The following is a 22,287-nucleotide window of genomic DNA, read 5'->3' as shown; positions in this document are numbered from 1 at the left end:
GTTAGAACAAGCCTGGAATTTTCATACCGCCGGTAAATTTGCCCATATCCGAGCTGGCCAGTTCTTCCGCTTTGGTCAAAGCGTCATTCACTGCCGTAAGAACCAAATCCTGGAGCATTTCCACATCTTCCGGGTCTACTGCTTCCGGCTTGATTTCGATGGACAGCAATTTCTTGTGTCCGTTAATCTGAACAGTTACGACTCCGCCGCCGGAGGAGCCTTCCACCGTTTTGTTACCAAGCTCTTCTTGGGCTTTCAGCATCTGCTCCTGCATTTTTTTGACTTGCTTCATCATTTGGTTCATATTGTTCATTTGTTATCTCTCCTTGTTAATGCGCGCAACCTGCGCGATTGATATGCTGCGGGTTAATCTTTGATGACAATGAGGTCTTCACCAAAAAGCTGAATGGCTTCGTCAATCCAAGGTTCCTTGGCGGCTTCTCCAGTCTCATGTTCATGTTCCAGGCGAAGTTCTTCCTTTGGCGCAGACTGCGCCGATTTCGCAGAGGCTTCATTCCAATCCCGAAGCATGACAGTAACCAAACGGTACGGCTTGCCCAGACGAGCCTCCAGCACACGTTCGATAACCTGCTTGTTGGCCGATTTCTCGGTGGTTTCCCGATGTATCGTGTTCTTAAACGCCACGAGCACCGCGTCGTCGGTCATTGATACGGGCTCGCCATCGACAAACCAGGCGTGAACCGTTACCTTCTCTTCCTTAACGGCCTGAAGCACCTGACTCCATTGTTTATAGGTGTTCGCAAAATCCCCGCTATCCTTGCCTGCTATGAATTTATCCATTTGCGGCGGAAGCTTGGAGGCGGAGGATATTCGCGGAGCGGCGGAAGCACGGCCGCCAGCCGGCTTCGAAGCAGCGCTGTCCCGGCCATTTCCAGGCACACCGCCGGACTGAAGCGCTTGCTCCAGCTTCTTCTCCAGAGCGGCAATTTGCCGCTTGAGCACATCCAGCTCCCCATGATCGACCGGCGCGGCACCGCCATTAATATGCGCCTGCACTCCGGAGCTGCTCTCCTTCTCCTGCGGACTGCAGAGCTTCATAAGCGCCACCTCAAACAACGTCTGCGGATGCGTGGCATATTTCATCTCGCCTAAATAACGGTTCAGCGTGTCTACAATGTCGAACAGCCGCTCACGCGAGAAGGCCGAAGCCATATCCTGGAATTCCGCCGGATTCAGCACCCGGTCGGTCAGCCCGGCCGAACCCGGCACCATCTTGATCATGAGCAGATCGCGGAAGTAATACAGCAAATTTTCGAGACATTTGTCGGCGCTCTTCCCCTCATGCATCAGCTGCTCGACCAATTCAAGCAGCCCACCCATATCGCTCTCCAAAATGGCTTTGGCCAAGCGGGCAAATTGCTCCGCCGGTATGCCGCCGGTCATCCCGAGCACCTGCTGATAGGTTACATGTCCGTCGGTAAAGGAAGAGATTTGATCCAGAACGCTGAGCGCATCGCGCATCCCTCCGTCCGACAGGCGGGCAATATACTGCAGCGCGTCATCCTCGGCGGATATGCCCTCCTTCTCGCAAATAACCTTCAGCCGGTTTGTCTGTTCCTCAAGCGAAACTCTGCGAAAATCAAAGCGCTGACAGCGTGATATAATCGTCGCCGGCAGTTTATGAGGCTCTGTTGTCGCCAAAATGAACATGACATGCGCAGGCGGCTCCTCCAGTGTCTTCAGAAGGGCATTAAACGCCTCCGTAGTCAGCATATGCACTTCGTCAATAATATACACTTTACGCCGCACCTCGGTAGGGGCGTACTTCACTTTATCCCGCAGGTCGCGGATTTCCTCCACGCCCCGGTTGGATGCAGCGTCGATTTCCTGCACATCCATTACCGCGCCCGAAGCAATCCGCAAGCAGGAAGGACATTCATTGCACGGTTCCGGTCCCGGGCCCCGCTCGCAATTGACCGCTTTGGCCAATACTTTGGCGGCAGTCGTCTTCCCGGTACCCCGAGGGCCACTGAACAGATAGGCGTGTGAAACCCGCTGTTCGCGAATCGCGTTCTGAAGCGTCTGGATAATGTGCTGTTGTCCGACCATGTCCTGGAACGCCTGAGGCCGCCAGGCACGGTACAACGCGATGTGTTCCAATTAAGCATTACCCTCTTTCAACCGCCGCTTCCCGGGCGTTTATCGCTTCATCATTATACTATATTCTCCGCCTTAAGACCAAAAACAAAAAGCATCTTCGCTTGTCGCAAAGATGCTTGATATGTTCATAATTTAAACCGCGCACCTGTTATTGATGACTGCGATCCGAGCGGCAACCCTACGCGGCTGCTCGGGCTAGGCTGCCCTCCGGCACAAGAGCAAACTTGCTTATGGCTGCTTCCTTCCGGACCTGACCAGGTTCACAAGCGCTCATTGCGGAGGACCCAACCGTCAACACAGCGCGTAGGGACCAAACCTCACATCGACAGCACCTCTAACAGGAATTCAACCTCGCTATAGCGGATTGCGAGTTACAGGGCACCGCTACCTCCCCGTCTAGCACGGCGAAGATAAGTATAGCCTACGCCAAAGCAAAAATCAACTGGATAAGAAAACCGGCTTCGTCGTCCTTATAGGTCCGCAGCTTTCAGGTCTTCATTAAGGAAAAAATAAAGCCCTCCGCCATAAGACGGAGGGCTCTCTACCGATCATTGCCGACCAGCGGCAAACCGGATTAGATTCCGTATTTCTTCTTGAATCTGTCGACGCGGCCGCCGGCATCCAAGAACTTCTGCTTGCCAGTAAAGAACGGATGGCATGCGGAGCAAATTTCGACGCGCAGATCCTGTTTCACAGAACCAGCTTCGAACGTGTTGCCGCAGGCGCAAGTTACGGTTACGACATTATATTTCGGTTGAATTGCAGTTTGCATTTAGATTTCACCTCTTTTGCCCTGAGCCTCAGGCGGACCCAGAGTTAATATAAGACACATAGACACAGTTTATCACGAACATAGCTTGGAAGCAATAGATTTCCCTTTGAATTAAATATTACGGATTTGCGGCGAAACCCCAGCAACGGCTTTCTTGGACCTGGCCTCCCCAGCCGGAGGTACATGCGTATACGAGCCGATCACCACTTCCGGCAGTTCCTCCCGAAAGATCTCAAGCATGGTCTTCATTCCCAGGATCTCGCCTCGGGCCGGCGGAATCAGCTCAAGATAGCTCTCCGGGTCAATATTAAGATTACGCATCTGGATGAGCTTGAGGCCGGTACGCCTCACAAATTCCACCATCGCTTCAACCTCTTCCTCCCGGTCGGTGACCCCCGGAAATACCAGATAGTTGATGGAAGCGTAAACACCCTGCGACGCCGCATACTTTAGCGATTTCTCCACATTGGCCAGCGTGTAGCCGCGAGGCTTGTAATAGGCGTTGTAATGATCATCCAGCGCGCTGATGGTGCTAACACGCATCAAATCGAGTCCGGCGTCGACAATTCCGCGGATATGATCGCTAAGGCCGGCGTTCGTATTAATATTGATATAACCCATATCGGTAACGGACCGGACTTCACGAATGGCTTCAATAATCAGCTTCGCCTGTGTAGAGGGTTCACCCTCGCAGCCCTGGCCGAAGCTGATAATGGATTCCGGCGTCTTCAAATGCTCCAGCATAACTTCCACAATTTCTTCTACCCTCGGCCGGAAATTCATCCGCGTCTGCGGCGAGACAAAGCCGCTGTCATCCGGCTGTTCGGAAATGCAGCCGAAACAGCCCGCATTGCAAGAATAGGATACCGGAACGCCCCCCTCCCAGCGGTTCAGAAACGTATTGGATGAGGTGAGACATTCATAGCCGAGTGCGCAATTGGAGAGATGCCCGTACAGACGGTTCTCCGGATATTTGCTAGTCAAGCTGTTCACCCCGCTGCGCACCGCATCGCGGTCGCAGTTGAGCGGATTCCATTTGTAAGAATCATCGGTCTGTTCAGCGGCCACGTAAAAGCCTCCGTCTTTCCACACGACTGCTGAATAACCGAACAGCGGCAGCTTGTACGATTTATCCGTCTTGACATATCCCGGCACACAGAGACGGGTAAAGCCCTGCGGAAGCAGCGCTCCTACCGCATGCGAGCCTTCCGGCAGCGGCAGCATTTCACCGGTAGACGGGTTCATCCCGACGGCTCTCGTATTCGGCAGTAGAGAAAGCGTTGCCCCTTCAGGCAGCGGAATTAATTCTTCCTCCAGCAGTTCGACAATCATATCCCCGCTGCGGGCCAGCCCGTGCAGTTCGGGATGATCGTATACGTTTCCTTGCCCGTCGGCATATACCAGATGCATAGTATTCTCCTCTTGAACTTATTTCTTAGGTGGTAGTCGTTACGGGAGCGGTCTTTGTGCGTATCGGCCGCCGAGCGGAAGCCCCGCTGTTCGATGTGCCTCCGCTGCTTGCGGTAGCGGCTGCCGAATCTTTGCCGCCCGAAACATCGAAGGAAGCCAGGAACTCGGCGTTCGTCTTGCTGTCGCGCAGCTTTTTAATAAAGCTCTCCACAAAGTCGTAGGAGTCGTTCATACTTTTGCGGATCGCCCAAATGGTATCCAGTTCTTCCTTGCTCAGCAGCACTTCTTCGCGGCGCGTACCGGAACGGCGGATATCGATAGCCGGAAAAATGCGGCGCTCCGCAAGCTTCCGGTCAAGATGAAGCTCCATATTGCCCGTACCCTTGAACTCTTCATAAATAATGTCATCCATCCGTGAGCCGGTATCAATCAGCGCCGTCGCGAGAATGGTCAGGCTTCCGCCTTCCTCGACATTCCGCGCCGAGCCAAAGAACCGCTTAGGCCGATGAAATGCCGCCGGATCGATCCCGCCGCTAAGGGTCCGGCCCGAAGGAGGCACAACAAGATTATAGGCGCGCGCAAGGCGGGTGATGCTGTCCAGCAGAATAACGACGTCTTTTTTGTGCTCGACAAGACGAAGTGCCCGCTGAAGCACCAGTTCCGCCACCTTGATATGATTTTCAGGAAGCTCGTCGAACGTCGAGGCGACCACTTCGCCTTTGACGGAACGCTGCATATCGGTTACTTCCTCGGGGCGTTCATCAATCAGCAGCACAAACAGTTCGATCTCAGGGTTGTTCGTGGAGATGCTGTTGGCAATTTCTTTGAGCAGGAGCGTCTTGCCGGCTTTGGGAGGAGCGACGAGCAATCCGCGCTGCCCTAGGCCGACAGGTGCGAGCAAATCCATGATGCGGGTGGACAAATGGGTAGGCGAGGCTTCAAGCGAAAGCTTATCCTGGGGATATAGCGGCGTAAGCGCCGGAAAATGAAGCCGTTCGGCCGCGCTGGCCGGATTTTCGCCATTGACGGCATTGACCTGCAGCAGTCCGAAATAACGTTCATTCTCTTTGGGGGTCCGGCATTTGCCGGATACCAAATCTCCGGTACGGAGATCGAATTTGCGGATTTGCGAAGCCGAAATATAAATATCCTCAGCGCTTGGCAAATAGTTGATCGGTCTAAGAAAACCGTAGCCCTCGGGCAATATTTCCAATACGCCTTCCATAAACATCAGACCACTTTGCTCCGCCTGTGCGCGCAGAATAGCAAAGATCAGTTCCCTCTTCTTCATCTGCCCATAATAGGGAATCTGATATTTCTTTGCCAACTTGTATAAGTCGGTCAGCTTCATTTCTTCCAAGTCGGAAATTTGAAGATCCATATAATAACCACCTATTCAATTTAGATAAATTCGAAAAAAGTGTATCACTCAAAAATAGTGACAGAGCAATCCTGGCATTTCAGAAAAAATAGGTGACAGAATGCAAGAGGGTGGGTGAGCGGCAACAGGACGCGATGAGCGCCGGTGGATAACCGCAGGGACATTATGCTGGCAACTAGCATATGTCTGAATTCAGAAGCGAGGAATTTGTTGCACAACATCATATGATAGCTGATTTGGCTACATATTTGATTTCGCTTAACTAGTTGCAGTTGTATGGCAAAAATCCTCATTAGGATAGCATTACCCAAAACAGAAGAAGATATGCAGGTTGTCAAAAATTTTATGAAAATCGGGGGATTCCTTAACGGATCGGCACGGCGGCCGCCAATAACCATGATTGGTTATTGGCGGAACACCATGCGCTCCGCTCCAGGTATAAAAGCTCTCGAGGATTACTCTTTCTCCCGCCACACTTCAGCACCCAGTTCACGAAGGTTGGGTACGAGATTATCATAGCCGCGGTCGATATACTCGACACCGGTCACTTCCGTGATGCCGTCTTCTACGGTCAATCCGGCGATAACCAGCGCAGCACCGGCCCTAAGATCCGCCGCTTTAACTTTGGCCGCATTCAGCCTGCTGCCTTCAATTATGGCAGATCTTCCTTCAACGCGTATCTTCGCCCCCATTCGCAGCAGCTCCGGAACATGCTTGAAGCGGTTGCTGTAGACGAAGTCGCTAAGCACGCTAACACCCTTCGCCTGCGTCAGCATACTGGTCATCGGCGATTGCAAATCGGTAGCAAACCCGGGGTAGACAAGCGCCTTAACATCAGCCGGCTCGTAAGCCATCTTGCCAATTACCCGGATGCTCTCATCCAGTTCCTCCACTTGAACGCCCATTTCCAGCAGCTTGGCCGTCAGCGCTTCCAGATGCTTGGGAATAACGTTGTCTATCAGCACATCGCCGCGCGTCGCTGCCGCCGCGATCATGTAGGTCCCTGCCTGAATCCGGTCGGGAATAATGGAGTGACGGCAGCCGTGCATCTCTGTTACGCCTTCGATCCGGATGGTTTCGGTTCCGGCGCCCTTAATGACAGCGCCCATGGAATTAAGTAAAGTCGCTACATCTATAATCTCAGGCTCTTTAGCCGCATTTTCGATAATGGTAGAGCCTTTGGCCCGGGAAGCCGCCAGCATAATATTAATAGTCGCGCCTACGCTGGATACATCCAGATATATCTTTGCGCCGCGCAGCTCTTTAGCATATAAATGAATGGCGCCATGTTCGTTGGTTACGCTCGCGCCGAGCGCCTCGAATCCTTTGATATGCTGGTCGATAGGTCTTGGCTCGAAATTGCAGCCTCCGGGAAGTCCGATGGTCGCTTCTTTGAAGCGTCCAAGGAGCGCACCCATCATGTAATAAGACGCCCGAAGCTTCTTGACAGGCCCGTTAGGCATAGGAATGGAAACAACCCGTGAAGGATCGACTCGCATCTGACTGCCCGACCATGATACTTCAGCGCCAAGCTCTTGCAAGATTTCAGAATAGACGGCCACATCGCTAAGGGAGGGCAAATTATCCAGAATAACTTCCGATTCAGCCAAAATCGCCGCAGGAATGAGCGCAATCGCGCTGTTCTTTGCACCGCTGATTGTCACCATGCCTTGCAGCGGACGCCCACCGCCAATCATTAATTTTTCCATCGAATATCTGGTTCCCCCTAGATGTATTGCAGTTACTGTTGGCAATACGAACTGCGGCATGTTGAATAATGACAGGAGGGCGCGGCGGAGCCGCCTGCATCACGGCCCCGCTGCCCGCCATACCGGATTAAACCATAAGGGTTATAAGGCATTAATTGTCTGTATTTAAACGGAAAGACACCGGCTAAGCGGTGTACTCTCCATATGACGCTATTCAGTTCATTATAACCGAATCAAGCGAACTTGCCTATTATAAACGATTTACGCTTTGTTGTTGGAACCGAATTCGCGGATTTTGCCGATAACGGTTTGTTTGATCGCTTCGCGGCCCGGTGCGATAAATGTACGAGGGTCATAGGCATCCGGTTTAGCTGCCAGCACTTCGCGAACAACCTTAGCGAATGCGATTTGGTTCTCGGTGTTCACGTTGATCTTGGAAGTTCCCAGGGAGATTGATTTGTCAATGTCATGTTTCGGGATGCCTGTACCGCCATGGAGAACAAGCGGAATTTTAACCGCGTCACGAACTTCTTCCATTTCCTTGAATCCAAGGTTAGGCTCGCCGTGGTAAGGGCCGTGTACGGAACCAAGCGCCGGAGCCAGGGCATCCACGCCGGTTTCTTTTACGATAGCTACGCACTCTTCCAGTTTGGCATACATGATGCCGCCCACAACGTCGTCTTCCTGTCCGCCAACCGTACCGACTTCGGCTTCTACGGAAGCGCCTTTGGAATGAGCGTAATCAACGACTTTCTTAGTCATTTCAATATTTTCTTCAATCGGATGGTGGGAGCCGTCGATCATAACGGAAGTAAATCCGGCGTCGATGGCTTCTTTACACTTGTCGAAGCTCGAACCATGGTCAAGGTGAATAGTTACCGGAACGGTAATTTTCATATCTTGAATCAGGCCTTCTACCATTTTCACCACAGTGTTAAAGCCGCCCATATGACGCGCTGCGCCTTCGGATACACCGAGAATAACCGGGGATTTCTCTTCTTCAGCGGCACCCAGAATCGCTTGGGTCCATTCGAGGTTGTTGATGTTGTACTGACCAACCGCATATTTTCCTGCAAGAGCTTTGCTTAACATGTCTGTCATTGATACCAATGGCATAATTCATCCTCCTAAAGATAGTTTATCGCTATTTTTAATGAAGCCGACATCACATACAGGCCTATTATAGCACAACCTGTCTCAAATACTAAATAGGGTAGATAAAAAAACGTCCCAGCGGGACTAAATTCGTCCACGTCCCCTTGATATGATGACTTCATCCTCTTTTTATTCCCTAGGAACTCCCCCTAAAAAGGGACTCCGCTCACCGCAGAGTCCCCACTTTAGCTGCACTGGTCGATAGATCCGCTACGTAAATGCAGATTAACCGCCACCCGCATTTCATCAATATCGAAGGGTTTCGTGAAATGCATAAGCGCTCCCAGCTTCGTCGCTTCCTTGATCATGTCCAGTTCACCGTATGCGGTCATCATGATTACTTTAACCCCTGAATTGATCTCTTTGATATGTTTCAGAATTTCCAGTCCGTCCATTCCCGGGATTTTCATATCGAGGAGGACCAGGTCGGGGCAGTCGCTGCGTACGATGTCTAAAGCCGCTTTTCCGTTAGCTGCCTGTAAAGTCGTGTATCCTTCGCTATTAAAAACCTCCATAAGCAGGATTCGAATCCCATTTTGGTCATCGACAATTAATACTTTCTTTTTCTCCATTCGTAACCCTCCTTCAGTATAACGCAGATTCACCACACCGCTCCGTCGGTCCTTCTCATAAATCCGTTACGATGAACTATAATTCGTGCTTGACCGCCAAAATCCTGCTAACTGGTAAAAATGCGTAATTGCGCGTCCTAAAACAGTACAAATGAGGGTTGCCGAGCCCAAGCCAAAAATACCTGCAAAGCGTGTCTCGGACATCCGAAGCATGACTTAAAGTACACTCTGGTCCTTGTGGAGGGACTCCCGAATACTCTGTAAACGTAAAAAAGCCTCCCGCAAGGGAAGCTCTTTGATGTTCCGGAGGTCCGGATAAGAAAAATTAGACTGCTTCTTATAATTGCTCCGCATGGGTGAGCGAGGCTTTGACAAATTCACGGAACAGCGGCTGCGGACGGTTCGGACGGGAGGTGAACTCCGGATGGAACTGTACCGCCAGGAACCACGGATGCCCCGGAAGCTCCACGATTTCGACCAGACGCCCATCCGGGGAAGTCCCGGAAATCAGCAGGCCGGCTTTTTCGATTTGATCGCGGTAGGAATTGTTGAACTCGTACCGGTGACGGTGACGTTCATATACCAGCTCTTCCCCATAACAGGACATAGCCAGGGAGTTCGGCTGAAGCTTGCAGGGATAAAGGCCCAGGCGCATGGTACCCCCAAGATCCTCGATATCCTTCTGCTCCGGCAGCAGGTCGATGACCGGATGCGGTGTTACCGAATCGATCTCCGAGCTGTTGGCTCCCGTGAGTCCCAGGATGGAACGGCCATATTCAATGACGGATACCTGCATTCCCAGGCAGATGCCGAAGAACGGAACACCCTGCTCGCGGGCATAGCGAATCGCGGAAATTTTGCCTTCGATGCCCCGATCGCCGAAGCCGCCCGGAACGAGGATTCCACCGACGCCGCGCAGCACATCGGCCACATTCTCGTCCGTCAATTCCTCAGCGTTCACCCAGCGGATGCTGACTTCGGAGTTGGCGTCAAATCCCGCATGGGAGAGGGACTCCACCACGCTGAGGTAAGCGTCATGCAGCGCCACGTATTTGCCGACAATCGCGATCTCCACATTGCGCTCCAGCTTGTTGATGCGCGCGAGCATGGCTTCCCATTCGCGCATATCCGGCGCCGGTGTAGTCAGCTTCAGATGGTTGACGACAATCTCGTCAAGTCCTTCGTCGCGGAGATTAAGCGGAACCTCATACAGTGTCGAAGCGTCCCGGCATTCCACAACCGCATTTGCGTCGATGTCGCAGAACAGCGCAATCTTGGCCTTCATGTCCGCAGAAAGCTCATATTCCGTTCGGCAGACAATCACATTCGGCTGAATCCCGATGCTGCGCAGCTCCTTGACGCTGTGCTGGGTCGGTTTCGTCTTCACTTCACCAGCAGCCTTAATATAAGGAATGAGGGTTACGTGGATATACATTACATTTTCACGGCCGATATCGCTCTTGATCTGACGGATAGCTTCCAGGAAGGGCAAGCTTTCAATGTCGCCGACGGTGCCGCCGATCTCCGTAATGACGACGTCCGAACCGGTCTCACGGCCGGCGCGGAATACGCGCTCCTTGATTTCGTTCGTAATGTGGGGGATGACCTGAACAGTGCCGCCCAAGTACTCGCCGCGTCTTTCTTTGCTGATCACCGAGGAGTAGACTTTACCTGTCGTCACGTTGCTGTTCTTGGACAGGTTGATGTCGATGAACCGCTCATAGTGTCCAAGGTCGAGGTCGGTCTCCGCACCGTCATCCGTAACGAATACCTCGCCGTGCTGATACGGACTCATCGTTCCCGGGTCCACATTAATGTACGGATCGAATTTTTGAATCGTCACTTTGAGACCCCTGTTTTTGAGCAGCCTGCCTAGAGAAGCGGCCGTGATTCCCTTGCCCAGGGAGGATACCACGCCACCCGTTACAAAAATATACTTTGTCACTGCATAACCCTCCTAAATAAAATCCGTGTGATTCAGGCGACGTATGATGTTATCGTAACCCGTTTTCAGATCGTCAAAACGAAGAAATTCAAAAGTCGCTGAGTCCCGCCTAAAAAACTCCCGCCATCATTCGAATAGCTGAAAAAACGGCGTTGATCCGGCATCAAAATGCCATCTAAAAAAACAAAAAAGTGACACCCGTAGAGCCGGGGCACTTTTTATTTTTGAAATATAGAATTACCTTTCACCATAAGCCCATCAAATAGTTTACTCTGTCGGCTTTATTGATGTCAAGGAAGAATTATTGAGATGGAAGTTCCTTAATATTTGTCGTCATCTTCCTCATCCGCGCTGTCTTCGTCGGTCTCTTCCTCGGAGTCCTCATCGTCCAAATCCTCGTCTTCCAGATCTTCATCATCCATAACGACATCTTCATCGACTTCCTCTTCGCTGTCATCGTCGGAATACAGGTCGTCGCGGTCCTCGTCGATCACGTCGAAGTCTTCTTCGTCGCCAGAGTAGGCATCTTCTTCCTCGGTAAAATCGTCATCCTCCATATCGTCGTCGTCATCATTAATGATGCGCGGACGTTTGGAGTTGCCGATCGGATCATCGGAGCGTTCCAGCGGATACCAGCGTTTCAGGCCCCACAGATTTGTTCCGACACAGGCAAAGCGCCCGTCAATGTTAATTTCGGTATATAACTGGGCGATCGTATCGTTGATTGCTTCATCGGACATTCCGCGCAGCTTGGCCACCTCGGCCATCAGGTCACGGTAATAGAACGGCGTATTAGCCGCCTTCAGAATTAGAAAAGCCAAGTCTACCATCGGCATTTCTTTGATTTTCTCAGGATCGAGCTTCAAATTAAGTGGCGTACTCACTTCTCAGAGACACTTCCTCTCACGCATTGTTCACGCTATGGCTTTATTCAGGCGTTATATCATTAATATCCATTGACAAACCTAAGTAAAACCTATTTGGGAACAAAATGCAAGTGAATTCAAGCGCATACGGCGAACCCCGCTCCTTATAGAACGATATCGGCGTCTTTAAGAGATTTCTGGGGTATTCCCGGCATCTCCAGAAGGCTTGTCCAACCGAATGTCGGGGATAGGCGGACAGAAGCAGAAACGGCTGCGCCGCTCATAATGAATCTTGCTGTTTTGAAAAAAGGCGGAGGAGGCTTCCTCCGCACCTGACTGTATCCACGCCAAGGAATGGCTCCGGCGGCGTTTGTTTCAAAGAGGGCTTTTACCTCTTTCGATATTTTATGTGTTCCGTACTCTTTTGACACGCTAGACGGCCTATTTCGGCAAAAAAGGGCAAGTTCCCATGCGGGCTCCTCCACTCCTTCATAAAATATCGGAGCATGGCAACAGGAGGGGATAGCGAAAAATGGACTATTACGAATTTTGGCAAGCGGTGATAAAAGAAATAGCGGCCGCTCCCGCAAACGAAGAACGCCGCATCGTCACTTTTCACAATCCCCGTCAGTATGCCGGAGCGCTATCGCAGTGGAAGTCTCTAAAGCCCAGCCGGCCCGGACTGCGTAAAGTCAAAGTTTCTCCGCTGATCCGAGCCTTTGTTATGCCTGCCGCCAGCGCCGTGAAGCTGATGCATAAATACACCGGAGCTCTCACTATTGAAGAAGATTTGCGCATACAGATCCATTCTTCTGCCGCATCCCCTACCTCGCCCAAGACTTCCCATTACCTGCCTTGGGGCGTAAAGGCGATCCGCGCCCCTCAAGCATGGTCAAGATCGACCGGCGTTCATATTAAAATCGGCGTCATCGATACCGGTGCAGATTACCTTCATCCCGACCTTAGAGCTTCACTCGCCTCCGGGGTGAATCTGCTGCACCGGGGCATTCTGCCGCTCGACGACAACGGGCACGGCACGCATATCGCCGGAACGCTCGCTGCGGCGGGCGGCACACGGGGCATGATGGGCGTGGCGCCGCGCTCCCTGATCTACCCCGTCAAAGCCTTCGATCATACGGGCTCGGCCTATGTTTCCGACATTGTTCTGGGCATTGATTGGTGCGTCCAGAACCGGATCGACCTCATCAATATGAGCTTCGGAATGAAGACCCGCAGCAAAGCGCTGCATGATGTTGTCGTCAAAGCATACCGCGCCGGCATCCCGATTATCGCCTCCTCGGGCAATGACGGCAAGCGGGGAGGCGATTACCCGGCCCGATACAGCGAAACCATCGCCGTCGGAGCTATCGATCACAAGCGCCGCGTCGCCTCTTTCAGTAACCGCGGCTCGTATATCGATGTATACGGACCGGGAGAGAACGTGACTTCCTGCTGGCCCAAGGAAGGCTACAGGGAAATGAGCGGCACCTCCATGGCGACCTCGCATGTGACGGGAGCCGCCGCCCTGCTGCTCGCTCTGCGCCCGGGTCTTACGCCCCGGCAGCTGAAGCTGCTGCTGCGCCGCACCTCATCTCCTCTGCGGCTGCGCAAGGGCCAGCGCCGGGCGTCGCTGGGCGGCGGCGCCGTGGACGCGATGCGCCTGCTGCGGGCACGGACGCGGGTCCGCCGGATAGCGGCGGGCGAAGGCCCAGCCTCTACGGGATGAGACGCTTCACGGCACCGGCCGCGTCTCGCGTCTCGGATGAGGCGGCCCAAGGCTCCGGCTGCGCCTCGCATGGTCAAAGCCTTTCCCTCTGGCCCCCAGTGAAACCGCCTCCAGCGCTTAAAAGCTGGAGAAATTTTGCAGCAATCCGCTCAAAAATTTCTCCAGTAATTAAAAGATGCCGCCCCGTAGGACGGCATCAAGCTTATGATTGGCGCGGCAGACCGCGCGAGCAGCGGCCCTTTCCGGACGCTACATCCGTTCCGGCGCCGTCACGCCGACAAGGCGCAGCACGTTCGCAATCGCTTGGCGAACGGCGCCCAGCAGCGCGAGGCGCGCCAGCGTCTGAGCGGCATCCTCGGTGATTACACGCTCAGCCCTGTAGTAGCTGTGGAAGAGCGACGCCAGCTCATACACATAGCGGATCAGGCGGTGCGGAGCGTAGCCCTCCGCAGCCAAATCAATCTCGGCTGGAAGCTCGCCGACTTTGCGCAGCAGGGCGTACTCATGCTCTGCCGTCAGCTTGGAATAATCAATTGCGGCGAGTTCCGCCAGGGTGATACCCTGCTCCTCAGCTTGACGGAATACGCTGCAAATGCGCGCATGCGCATATTGTACATAGAACACCGGATTTTCGTTCGAGGTTGAGACGGCTAGATCCATATCGAAGTCGAGATGGGAATCCATGCTCCGCATGGTGAAGAAATAGCGAATCGCATCGACGCCGACTTCTTCCATCAGATCCTCCATGGTAACCGCCTTACCGGTCCGCTTGGACATTTTCACCTTCTCGCCGTCCTGGAACAGACTGACCATTTGGGCAATCAGCACAACCAGCTTGTCCGGATCATTGCCAAGCGACGCCATCGCGGCTTTCATCCGTGGAATATAGCCATGGTGGTCGGCGCCCCAAATATTGATCATTTTGTCGTAGCCGCGGCCGTACTTATCGCTGTGATAAGCGATATCCGGCGTCAGGTACGTATAGGTGCCGTCATTCTTGATCAGCACACGGTCCTTGTCGTCACCGTATTTCGTCGTCTGCAGCCATGTTGCGCCGTCCTGCTCGTACACTTCCCCTCTGTCCCGGAGCTGGTCAAGCGCCCGCAGCACTTCCCCGGTCTCATACAGCGAGGTCTCGCTGTACCAGATGTCGAAGGCGACGCGGAAGCGTCCCAGATCACGCTTGATTTTATCTAGTTCCTTCTCCAGCCCGTAGGCACGGAAAAAGGCGGCGCGGTCGCCGGGCGACAGCTCCAGAAGCGAATCTCCCTTGTCAGCGGCAAGCTCTTTGGCAAAGCCCTTGATGTCTTCGCCGTAATAGCCGTCCTCGGGCATTTCGGCCTGCTGGCCAAGCTCCTGCAAATACCGGACCTCGATCGATTGGCTCAGGTTGGAAACCTGATTGCCCGCGTCGTTGATATAGTATTCGCGCGTGACCTTGTAACCGGCGAAATCCAGCACATTACACAGCGCATCGCCAACGGCCGCCCCCCGGGCGTGGCCCAGATGCAGGCTTCCCGTCGGGTTCGCGCTGACGAACTCAACCTCAACCTTTTGTCCTTGGCCGGCGTCCGTGCGGCCGTAATCGGCACCCTGCTCCAGGGCCAGAGCAATGACCGGATAAAGATACGATTTGGACAGCGTAAAGTTGATGAAGCCGGGGCCGGCGATTTCCGCTTTTTCAATCGAGGCTTGGCTTGCATCCAGATGCTCCACGATCGCCTCGGCGATTTGGCGCGGATTACGTTTGGCAATTTTGGTCAGCTGCATAGCGGCGTTGGTCGCCAGATCGCCATGGGCTTTGTCTTTGGGCACTTCCAGCACGATAGCCGGAAGCTCTTCCCGCTGAACCAGGCCTGCTGCGACAACCGCATCGGCGATGGCTTCTTTCACCCTTTCATTAATGAGGGCAAGCGGATTTGGACGTTGTGTCATACTAAAGGTTCCTCCTGTATATGCAAACTAATGGCGAACTGTCCCGACAACTCGTCGTACACGTATAAATCGTATTCCCATTTCACTGTCAGGGAACGTTCTTGCCGTGAGATCTCCAGCATCCTTGTCTCGGTGGACAGATTAAACTGGGTATAGGGAGACCGGTAAAATCCGGGCAAACGCGCGCCGCTCCGGAAAGATTGCTCCGACTGGACGCCGCCGTGGCGGATAATCCGCAGCTCGTCATCCAGAATCTTGACCGTCGTCCGAACGGACGCATCGGCGCCATCCGGTCCCTGACCGGGTTCCTCAAAACGAATATACAGCTGCGGTCCCTTTTGCGTGGCCTCGCCGCTTACGTTAAGAATGCTTGTCTCGCCTTCATGCCGGCTTATGAGTGTGACGGAGACGCCATATTTATGCGTAAGGTTATCAGGCAACCTGGCACCTCCCGTTCTGCCTGCTTCGTTTGGGCGTTAATTCCGGTATCTTTCCCATTGTACTACTATATCCAGTTCGCCGGACCAATTCAATCGCTAATCACATTATCGCCCGGATTCCGCCCCCCTAATGCTGTATTATTTCGTCTTAAAAAAGAGCTTCAGCTTCCAGGTAGAGCCTCCGTCCTGCGTGGCATACAGCGAGGACCGTTCCAGTCCCCTGACGGCAAGCCAGCCTTCCTTCGCGCCGGTGAAAGAAATTACGCCGTCAAACCCCGGTATGCCGGGCAGATTGCTCCACTGCTTGCCGCCCGTATAGGAGCGGCCCACGCCGACCTGTTCTCCAGCCGGCGAGTAGCCGAGCAGGAAGGCTCCGCCGCCCGCAAGCTGCATATTGCCTGGCTTGCCGGAGACCGGGCCCTTGGCCAGCCCCTCGCTGCCGCTGCCCGGCGCAGGCCCGCCGCCCGCAGTGGACTGGGCGATAACGCGCCGCCATTTCCCGCCGCCGTCCGTGCTGGCGTACAGGGAATATGACGTCTGGGACATGCCGGAGCCGCCGTACAGAACCGCCCATACCTGACGGCCGTCCGCATAAATCTCGGCGCCGATCGGGTCGCTGAAGGCCGATTTCAGCTTGAGCGCCCAGCTCTTGCCGCCATCCGTGGTCTTCATTACCCGGTATCCGGCTCCCGGAACAACCGTTACCGCCCAGCCGCTGCTCCGGCTGGTGAACACAGCGCCGCGGGTGTTGGGCGGCGTCGGAATTTTGCTCCAGTTCTCCCCTCCGTCCGCCGTGTAGTAGGCAAACGCCCGGTCGTACGCGAAGCCGTGCCCCCGGTCCGTAAACTGAATCTTCGTGAAGGATACAGGCCCGCTTAACAGCCGCTTCCAATGCGAGCCGCCGTCCGTCGTTCGGATCAAATAGACCGGCTGTCCTTCCTGGACGGACGCAAGCGCCCAGCCGTATACGTTGTCAGGAAATTCGATTGTCCGAAACGACCACTGCCCTTCATAAATCTTCTGGAACGTGCAGCCGCCATCGGAAGTGCCAATCATAAAGCCGTTCCCGGCGGCGCGGCCGGTAGTTGCGCTAAGAAACTGAATATCGGCAAAAGAAAGCGGCGAGCTGCCGGCGTCCATATGCTTTTGCTGAAGCTCCTTCAGCAGCCCGTGATCGCCCGTCCCGCAGACGGGAGCGGAAGCCGCCAAAGCCGGTGTTACCCCCGTACTCCAACCGGATACCGCCAGTATTGCAGCAACGAGAAGAAGCAGCACTTTCGTACGTATTTTTTTCCGGCCAATTGCGCTTGTCAAATTCATGTTCGCACCTCCGTGGTCTGTTGCCGTATTGGGTCCTCTTCTATATATTACCCTTATTCTATGCCCATCTGAATATCCGAACTCTTCCTTTCCCATAATGAGAAGAAGAACCCAATTGCGATAAAGGAGCATGGTGTCATGGCGTTACAATCTTCTGACAAGCCTGTACGGAAAAAAAGCCGCTGGCGCAGGATACTCCTGCTGATAACCGCCCTCGCGGTCCTGCTGCTAATCTCCGCTGGCGCGCTGCTCGGCTATTTATACCAGAAGGACCTGCCGCCGATTCCGGAAGACGCCCGCTCCAGACTGATGGATTCCCATGGAAATGTGATTGCTGTCTTCTCTGCCGATGGGCGCAGCCATGATCCGGTGGGATTAAAGGATATATCGCCTCTGCTGATCCAGGCGACGCTGGCGGTGGAAGACCGTAAATTTTACGAACATGCGGGCTTTAATCTTAGGAGCATGGGCCGGGCGGTGCTGGTCAATCTGGAAAATGGCAGCCGGGCCCAAGGCGCCAGCACGCTGACCCAGCAATTGGCGCGAAATCTGTACCTTTCCCATGAAAAAACGTGGACGCGCAAGGCGAAAGAAGCGATGTACACCTTGCAGCTGGAAATGAAGTACAGCAAGGATGACATTTTGCGGATGTACCTCAATGAGATCTATTACGGTCACGGCGCATACGGCATCGAGGCGGCTTCCCGGATGTACTTCGGCAAATCCGCCGCTTCGCTCGACCTCGCGGAAAGCGCGCTCCTGGCCGGCATTCCGAAGGGGCCGACGTATTATTCGCCGTATAATCACCTGGACAACGCCAAGAAGCGCCAAAAGATCATTCTGTCCTCTATGGTGGAGATGGGTGAGATCTCACAAGCCGAGGCCGACCGAGCAGCCGGGGAAACGCTGGCTTTGAAGCCCCGCGAGGAGCAGACAGCCGAGCTGTCCGCGCCTTACTTCCGCGACTATGTCGGCGCTGCGGCGGCCAAGCTGCTCGGCATCAGCACCGATGAGCTGGAGCTGGAAGGACTGAGCGTGTATACCACGCTTGACCCGGACATGCAGCGGGCGGCGGAAGCAGCGGTGGCGCAAGGGATGGCAGGCGCGGGCGGCCTGGAGACGGCGCTCGTCTCCATCGATCCCCGTACCGGTTATATCAAGGCTATGGTCGGCGGCGTCAATTACCGGGCGAACCAGTTCAATCATGCCCTCGCAACGACCCGGCAGCCAGGTTCCTCCTTCAAGCCGATTATGTACCTGACTGCGCTGGCCGGGAAGGAGATGACAGGGCTTTCCGTCTTCAACAGTCAGCCGACCCTGTTCCATTATGATAATAACCGCAAGACGTACCAGCCCCGGAACTTCGGGGACAAATACCTCGGCGAGATCAACATGCGGCAGGCGATTGCGGCCTCTGATAATATTTACGCGGTCAACACGATTATGAAGGTGGGGCCGGAAAAGGTAATCGAGATGGCGCGCAAAATGGGTATCGTCAGCCCGCTTTCGGACGTGCCTTCGCTGGCGCTGGGCACATCGCCGGTCAGCCCGCTGGAAATGGCCGGGGCTTTCTCGGTTATCGCGGACGACGGTGTCAAGATGCCGGCAACAGCTATTCTTAAGATCGTAGATGCCAAAGGGAACGTACTATACGAAGCTCCCAAGACGGAAGGGGAAAGCGTCGTCTCGCCGGCATCGGCTTATGTATTGACCCGGCTGATGGAAGGCGTGTTCGAGACGGGAGGAACGGGCAACCGGGTAGCCTCACTGATCAAACGTCCGGTCGCCGGCAAGACCGGAACCACCGATACCGACGCCTGGATGGTCGGGTTCACGCCGGAGCTGTCCACCGCCGTCTGGGTCGGCTACGACAAGGGCCGCGATATTACGACGACCGAAGGTAGACGGGCGGCGCCGATTTTTGCGCAGTACACGGAAAAGGCGCTGGAGAACGTCCCGCCGAAAATTTTTCAGATTCCTGATGGCGTCGTCAGCGTCTATATCAGTCCGGAATCCGGCAAGCTGGCCACTGCGGCCTGTCCCGACAAAGTGCTGGAGACTTTTATCAGCGGTACCGAGCCAACCGCTTACTGCGATTTGCACGGAAACGGCCAAGAAGCGGGACAGGCCGGGGGGCCGGAGGCAAAACAGGGCGGCGGCTCCGACAAGGACCGTTCCTGGTGGAGCGATATCAAGCGTTGGTGGCTCAATTAATTCCCGTGCTTGCACAGCGGGCCAAGGACCGGTACGATGATACTCATCAAGCAAGCAGCGGCTTCTACCCGCTCTCGATTGGGAGGTGCTCTCCACCCGTGGTATCCGTGAATAGAAATGACGGCAGCGGTCCGGTAAAGCCGCTGTCTTCCCTCCTGGCCTTGCCCGCGATCAAGGCGGCCCCGCTGCTGCTCGGCCAGCATCTCGTCCGCCTCACGGAGGACGGAGAGATTCGCTGCCGAATCGTGGAGGCAGAAAGCTACGGCGGAGCGGAGGACAAAGGCAGCCATGCCTATGGCGGGAGGCGGACGAACCGCACCGATGCCATGTTCCGCGTGGGCGGCACCGCTTATGTCTATCTTATCTACGGAATGCATCACTGCTTCAATATAGTTACAGCGGAGGAGAATGATCCCCACGCGGTGCTAATCCGCGCGGTGGAGCCGCTGACTCCCCGGGATGCGCAGCTTATGGCCGCCTACCGGGAACCGCCATCCGTAGGCCGTCCGACCTCTCGGGCGGACCAGGCAAGCTGTGCCGGGCGCTGCGCATCGACCGAAGCCTTAACGGGCTGCGTCTTGACCAGCCCGGCGGGCCGCTCCGGCTGGAGAGCGGCGACGATCCCCGCAGCCTTCCGATTGTCCAGGCTGCGCGCATCAACATCCCCTACGCGGAAGAGTATGCCTGCCTCCCCTGGCGGTTCTACATTAGGGATAACCCTTATGTCTCCGCTCATGACAGCAAGGCCGAGCCCTTTATCTGGACAGGGAACCGGCCGTAATATTATAAATACCGAGTAAGCCTCTCCTTATTGCGTGAACAAATGGAGGGGCTTTTCATTATGCAACCTTTTTAAAGCTGGAAACGTCCATTATCGCATAGCATTTCCCAATAATTTGATGTTAAAGTGAATTATAGCCATTTTTAAAGAGAAAGAGGTTATGTCATGAATACCCGAAGCAAAGCCTCCAGACGAACCGCCGCTCTGTTAGCCGCTTCCACTCTCACCACCCTGCTGTTTGCCGCCGCGCCGATTGAGGCAGCTTTCGCCTCGAGTGCTTCCACTTCGCCCGCCGTCCCGTCCGCAGCGGAATCCGTCATCCTAAACGATCTGTCGTTGGAGCATTCCGGCTTTCAGGAGAACGGAACCACATACGTGCCATTGAAAGACATTTCATCCTATCTGGATCTTCAACTGCTGTGGAACGCTGATAAATCCAGTCTTGAAGTGACGGGACTTTATCAGGCCGTCAGTCTGAAAGCGGGCCAGCCCAAAGCCTATACTGCGGCAGGGAAGGTGATTATGCTGGGAGCAGAGACGCTGATCCGGGGCGGGGTAACCTATGTGCCGGAGAAGCTGTTCTCCAAAGCTTTCGGTGTACCGGTCGTCTGGAAAGGCGGCAATCGATTTGCGGTCCCATATACGCCAAGGTATATCAAGACGTCAACGGGACGCGAGCTGTTCTGGTTGAACCGGGAGTATGGCGTCCTGTACAGCGGACAGAGCGGTGCAGTGCCCCTCCGCGCAGGTATGATCCAGGTTAACGATCTCGACTGGGTGAGTATGTCCGCGCGCAGGATCAACTCGGCCAGCTATGCCGTTGAGATCGAGAATGCCAGCGGCGAGCCGCATATCAACAACACCCGCTGGCGCGCGCTTGTTTCAGGCGGCTCCCTGGTGCGCCAGGCCAAGACCCACTATAGGAATCCGCGCATGGCCGGATTGAAGCGGGATGTTTTTGCTTTTCAGGGCAATGTGGTCATGGTCGACGGGCAGAAGCTTACGCTTGTGAATCCGGACGGGCATATTTTTAAAACCTATGATCTGCTGAAGATTACCGGCATTAACGACGCCTTCGCGGTGGAATTCATGGATACCGACTTTCTGCTGGTACGGCCCTTCCAAAAAGGCACGCTCATTCTCATCGACCGCCGCAGCGGCCAGAGCGTTCAGCTGTATAAGCAACTGCTCAGCGTGGACGACCAGGCCTGGCTGGAGACATATCCCGACACCGAAATCGACTATCCCGGCGACAATCTTAGCTTTACCGGACGCTCGGAGGACACGCTTTCTTTTGAATGGACCTCTTTCACTGGAGGGCAAAAGGTTCATTTTACGTACACGCTTTCCCCTTTATCTTAAAATACATTTACTGTTATAATAATTAAATACAACCAAATCTGAAGATATAAATGAGGGACATGAAATGAAGGATACAGGTATGATCCGGAGTTTGGACAATCTTGGACGCATTGTGGTTCCCGTAGAAATCCGTATGACGCGTAATATTGATATTGGGGATCCGATTGAGTTTTTCATTTTGGACGATCACATTATTGTGCTGCGTAAATACACTTCAACGGAATGCACATTCTGCAGGAGTCTGGACAATGTCACTTATTTTAAGGACCAATTCATCTGCAACAGTTGTCTTCAGGAGCTTGCGAATCACGATCAGAGCGATCATGCGGCGGAGCAGGAGCCGGGTGAGGAAATTCATGTTCCCTCTTCGGATCTTGGCACAGGCAAAAAGAGAACCAAATCGGAAGAACTTCGCGAGCGGCTGGAGCAAACGATGCTGGAACATCCGGGCGCCAATCAGAAGGAGCTTGCCGGGATACTCGGCATCAGCCAGGCAAGAGTCAGCCAGCTTAAGCGAAAGTTCACCAGCGGCCGGTAGATGCAGCTCACGGTTCCATATAAATTTAAAGGCTTCGCCC

At 54.2% G+C, this 22,287-nt stretch carries 18 protein-coding genes and 1 other RNA gene; 5 read left to right on the top strand and 14 right to left on the bottom strand.

The window, feature by feature from the left end; translation table 11 throughout:
- Nucleotide 1: 1 nt before the first annotated feature.
- The 11 genes from VK70_RS22795 to rpoE form a co-directional block, all read right to left on the bottom strand.
- Nucleotides 2–313 carry a YbaB/EbfC family nucleoid-associated protein gene (locus tag VK70_RS22795; RefSeq protein WP_025698824.1) on the bottom strand — a complete coding sequence of 104 codons (312 nt, stop codon included), beginning with the start codon at nt 311–313 and terminating at the stop codon, nt 2–4.
- Between the two features lie 53 nt (nt 314–366).
- Nucleotides 367–2,121 carry a DNA polymerase III subunit gamma/tau gene (gene dnaX / locus VK70_RS22790; protein WP_046723790.1) on the bottom strand — a complete coding sequence of 585 codons (1,755 nt, stop codon included), beginning with the start codon at nt 2,119–2,121 and terminating at the stop codon, nt 367–369.
- Nucleotides 2,122–2,258: 137 nt separating this feature from the next.
- Nucleotides 2,259–2,526, bottom strand: an RNA gene (ffs, locus tag VK70_RS27510) — signal recognition particle sRNA large type.
- 169 nt (nt 2,527–2,695) lie between these two features.
- Nucleotides 2,696–2,893 (bottom strand): 50S ribosomal protein L31, encoded by a 198-nt coding sequence (rpmE, locus tag VK70_RS22785; RefSeq protein WP_025695904.1) that lies wholly within the window; start codon nt 2,891–2,893, stop codon nt 2,696–2,698.
- Between the two features lie 111 nt (nt 2,894–3,004).
- Nucleotides 3,005–4,303: a radical SAM family protein gene (locus VK70_RS22780; RefSeq protein ID WP_025695903.1), complete on the bottom strand. Its 1,299-nt coding sequence runs from the start codon at nt 4,301–4,303 to the stop codon at nt 3,005–3,007.
- A 25-nt stretch (nt 4,304–4,328) separates the two neighbouring features.
- Nucleotides 4,329–5,684, bottom strand: coding sequence for a transcription termination factor Rho (rho, locus tag VK70_RS22775; protein WP_046723788.1), 1,356 nt, complete (start codon nt 5,682–5,684; stop codon nt 4,329–4,331).
- Between the two features lie 455 nt (nt 5,685–6,139).
- Entirely contained in the window at nt 6,140–7,393 is a 1,254-nt protein-coding gene (locus tag VK70_RS22770; RefSeq protein WP_025695936.1) for a UDP-N-acetylglucosamine 1-carboxyvinyltransferase, read from the bottom strand.
- A 261-nt stretch (nt 7,394–7,654) separates the two neighbouring features.
- Nucleotides 7,655–8,509, bottom strand: a complete 855-nt coding sequence (gene fba / locus VK70_RS22765; RefSeq protein WP_025695937.1) for a class II fructose-1,6-bisphosphate aldolase — start codon at nt 8,507–8,509, stop codon at nt 7,655–7,657.
- A 224-nt stretch (nt 8,510–8,733) separates the two neighbouring features.
- Nucleotides 8,734–9,120 (bottom strand): response regulator, encoded by a 387-nt coding sequence (locus VK70_RS22760; RefSeq protein WP_025691121.1) that lies wholly within the window; start codon nt 9,118–9,120, stop codon nt 8,734–8,736.
- Nucleotides 9,121–9,457: 337 nt separating this feature from the next.
- Complete coding sequence (locus VK70_RS22755) at nt 9,458–11,065, bottom strand: CTP synthase (protein WP_025695938.1); 1,608 nt, start codon at nt 11,063–11,065, stop codon at nt 9,458–9,460.
- 320 nt (nt 11,066–11,385) lie between these two features.
- Nucleotides 11,386–11,949, bottom strand: a complete 564-nt coding sequence (gene rpoE / locus VK70_RS22750; RefSeq protein ID WP_025695939.1) for a DNA-directed RNA polymerase subunit delta — start codon at nt 11,947–11,949, stop codon at nt 11,386–11,388.
- Between the two features lie 514 nt (nt 11,950–12,463).
- Here rpoE and VK70_RS22745 point away from each other — a divergent pair.
- Nucleotides 12,464–13,657 carry a S8 family peptidase gene (locus VK70_RS22745; RefSeq protein WP_046723785.1) on the top strand — a complete coding sequence of 398 codons (1,194 nt, stop codon included), beginning with the start codon at nt 12,464–12,466 and terminating at the stop codon, nt 13,655–13,657.
- Between the two features lie 249 nt (nt 13,658–13,906).
- Here VK70_RS22745 and argS read toward each other — a convergent pair whose 3' ends face one another.
- The 3 genes from argS to VK70_RS22730 all read right to left on the bottom strand — a co-directional run bounded on the left by argS (nt 13,907) and on the right by VK70_RS22730 (nt 17,352).
- Entirely contained in the window at nt 13,907–15,592 is a 1,686-nt protein-coding gene (argS, locus tag VK70_RS22740; RefSeq protein ID WP_025697863.1) for an arginine--tRNA ligase, read from the bottom strand.
- Nucleotides 15,589–16,032, bottom strand: coding sequence for a YwiB family protein (locus VK70_RS22735; RefSeq protein ID WP_025697861.1), 444 nt, complete (start codon nt 16,030–16,032; stop codon nt 15,589–15,591). The genes argS and VK70_RS22735 overlap by 4 nt, the downstream gene beginning before the upstream one ends.
- A gap of 138 nt (nt 16,033–16,170) precedes the next feature.
- Entirely contained in the window at nt 16,171–17,352 is a 1,182-nt protein-coding gene (locus VK70_RS22730) for a beta propeller repeat protein (RefSeq protein WP_046723782.1), read from the bottom strand.
- A 138-nt stretch (nt 17,353–17,490) separates the two neighbouring features.
- On the opposite strand from VK70_RS22730, the gene VK70_RS22725 reads away from it, so the two are divergent.
- The 4 genes from VK70_RS22725 (at nt 17,491) to VK70_RS22710 (ending at nt 22,247) form a co-directional block, all read left to right on the top strand.
- A complete protein-coding gene (locus VK70_RS22725; RefSeq protein ID WP_025695697.1) occupies nt 17,491–19,566 on the top strand; it encodes a transglycosylase domain-containing protein in 2,076 nt (691 codons plus the stop codon).
- On the top strand, nt 19,554–20,366 hold the full coding sequence (locus VK70_RS29610) for a DNA-3-methyladenine glycosylase (protein WP_459167170.1): 813 nt from the start codon (nt 19,554–19,556) through the stop codon (nt 20,364–20,366). Before VK70_RS22725 ends, VK70_RS29610 begins: the two co-directional genes overlap by 13 nt.
- Before the next feature lie 146 nt (nt 20,367–20,512).
- Complete coding sequence (locus VK70_RS22715; RefSeq protein WP_025698696.1) at nt 20,513–21,709, top strand: copper amine oxidase N-terminal domain-containing protein; 1,197 nt, start codon at nt 20,513–20,515, stop codon at nt 21,707–21,709.
- Nucleotides 21,710–21,773: 64 nt separating this feature from the next.
- Nucleotides 21,774–22,247, top strand: coding sequence for an AbrB/MazE/SpoVT family DNA-binding domain-containing protein (locus VK70_RS22710; protein ID WP_025698698.1), 474 nt, complete (start codon nt 21,774–21,776; stop codon nt 22,245–22,247).
- The last annotated feature ends 40 nt before the right edge of the window (nt 22,248–22,287 follow it).

The organism is Paenibacillus durus ATCC 35681 (assembly GCF_000993825.1).
GTDB lineage: Bacteria > Bacillota > Bacilli > Paenibacillales > Paenibacillaceae > Paenibacillus_AQ > Paenibacillus_AQ durus_B.
The sequence above is the reverse complement of the archived record's forward strand: the minus strand, read 5'-3'. Positions and strand labels throughout refer to the sequence as shown.

Excerpts from the sequence above, each read along its gene's own strand:
- argS (WP_025697863.1), bottom strand. The coding sequence starts at position 15,592 with ATGACACAACGTCCAAATCCGCTTGCCCTCATTAATGAAAGGGTGAAA.
- VK70_RS22715 (WP_025698696.1), top strand. The coding sequence starts at position 20,513 with ATGAATACCCGAAGCAAAGCCTCCAGACGAACCGCCGCTCTGTTAGCC.
- VK70_RS22745 (WP_046723785.1), top strand. The coding sequence starts at position 12,464 with ATGGACTATTACGAATTTTGGCAAGCGGTGATAAAAGAAATAGCGGCC.
- VK70_RS22795 (WP_025698824.1), bottom strand. The coding sequence starts at position 313 with ATGAACAATATGAACCAAATGATGAAGCAAGTCAAAAAAATGCAGGAG.
- fba (WP_025695937.1), bottom strand. The coding sequence starts at position 8,509 with ATGCCATTGGTATCAATGACAGACATGTTAAGCAAAGCTCTTGCAGGA.
- VK70_RS22710 (WP_025698698.1), top strand. The coding sequence starts at position 21,774 with ATGAAGGATACAGGTATGATCCGGAGTTTGGACAATCTTGGACGCATT.
- VK70_RS22770 (WP_025695936.1), bottom strand. The coding sequence starts at position 7,393 with ATGGAAAAATTAATGATTGGCGGTGGGCGTCCGCTGCAAGGCATGGTG.
- VK70_RS22730 (WP_046723782.1), bottom strand. The coding sequence starts at position 17,352 with ATGAATTTGACAAGCGCAATTGGCCGGAAAAAAATACGTACGAAAGTG.
- VK70_RS22725 (WP_025695697.1), top strand. The coding sequence starts at position 17,491 with ATGGCGTTACAATCTTCTGACAAGCCTGTACGGAAAAAAAGCCGCTGG.
- rho (WP_046723788.1), bottom strand. The coding sequence starts at position 5,684 with ATGGATCTTCAAATTTCCGACTTGGAAGAAATGAAGCTGACCGACTTA.
- VK70_RS22780 (WP_025695903.1), bottom strand. The coding sequence starts at position 4,303 with ATGCATCTGGTATATGCCGACGGGCAAGGAAACGTATACGATCATCCC.
- VK70_RS22760 (WP_025691121.1), bottom strand. The coding sequence starts at position 9,120 with ATGGAGAAAAAGAAAGTATTAATTGTCGATGACCAAAATGGGATTCGA.
- rpmE (WP_025695904.1), bottom strand. The coding sequence starts at position 2,893 with ATGCAAACTGCAATTCAACCGAAATATAATGTCGTAACCGTAACTTGC.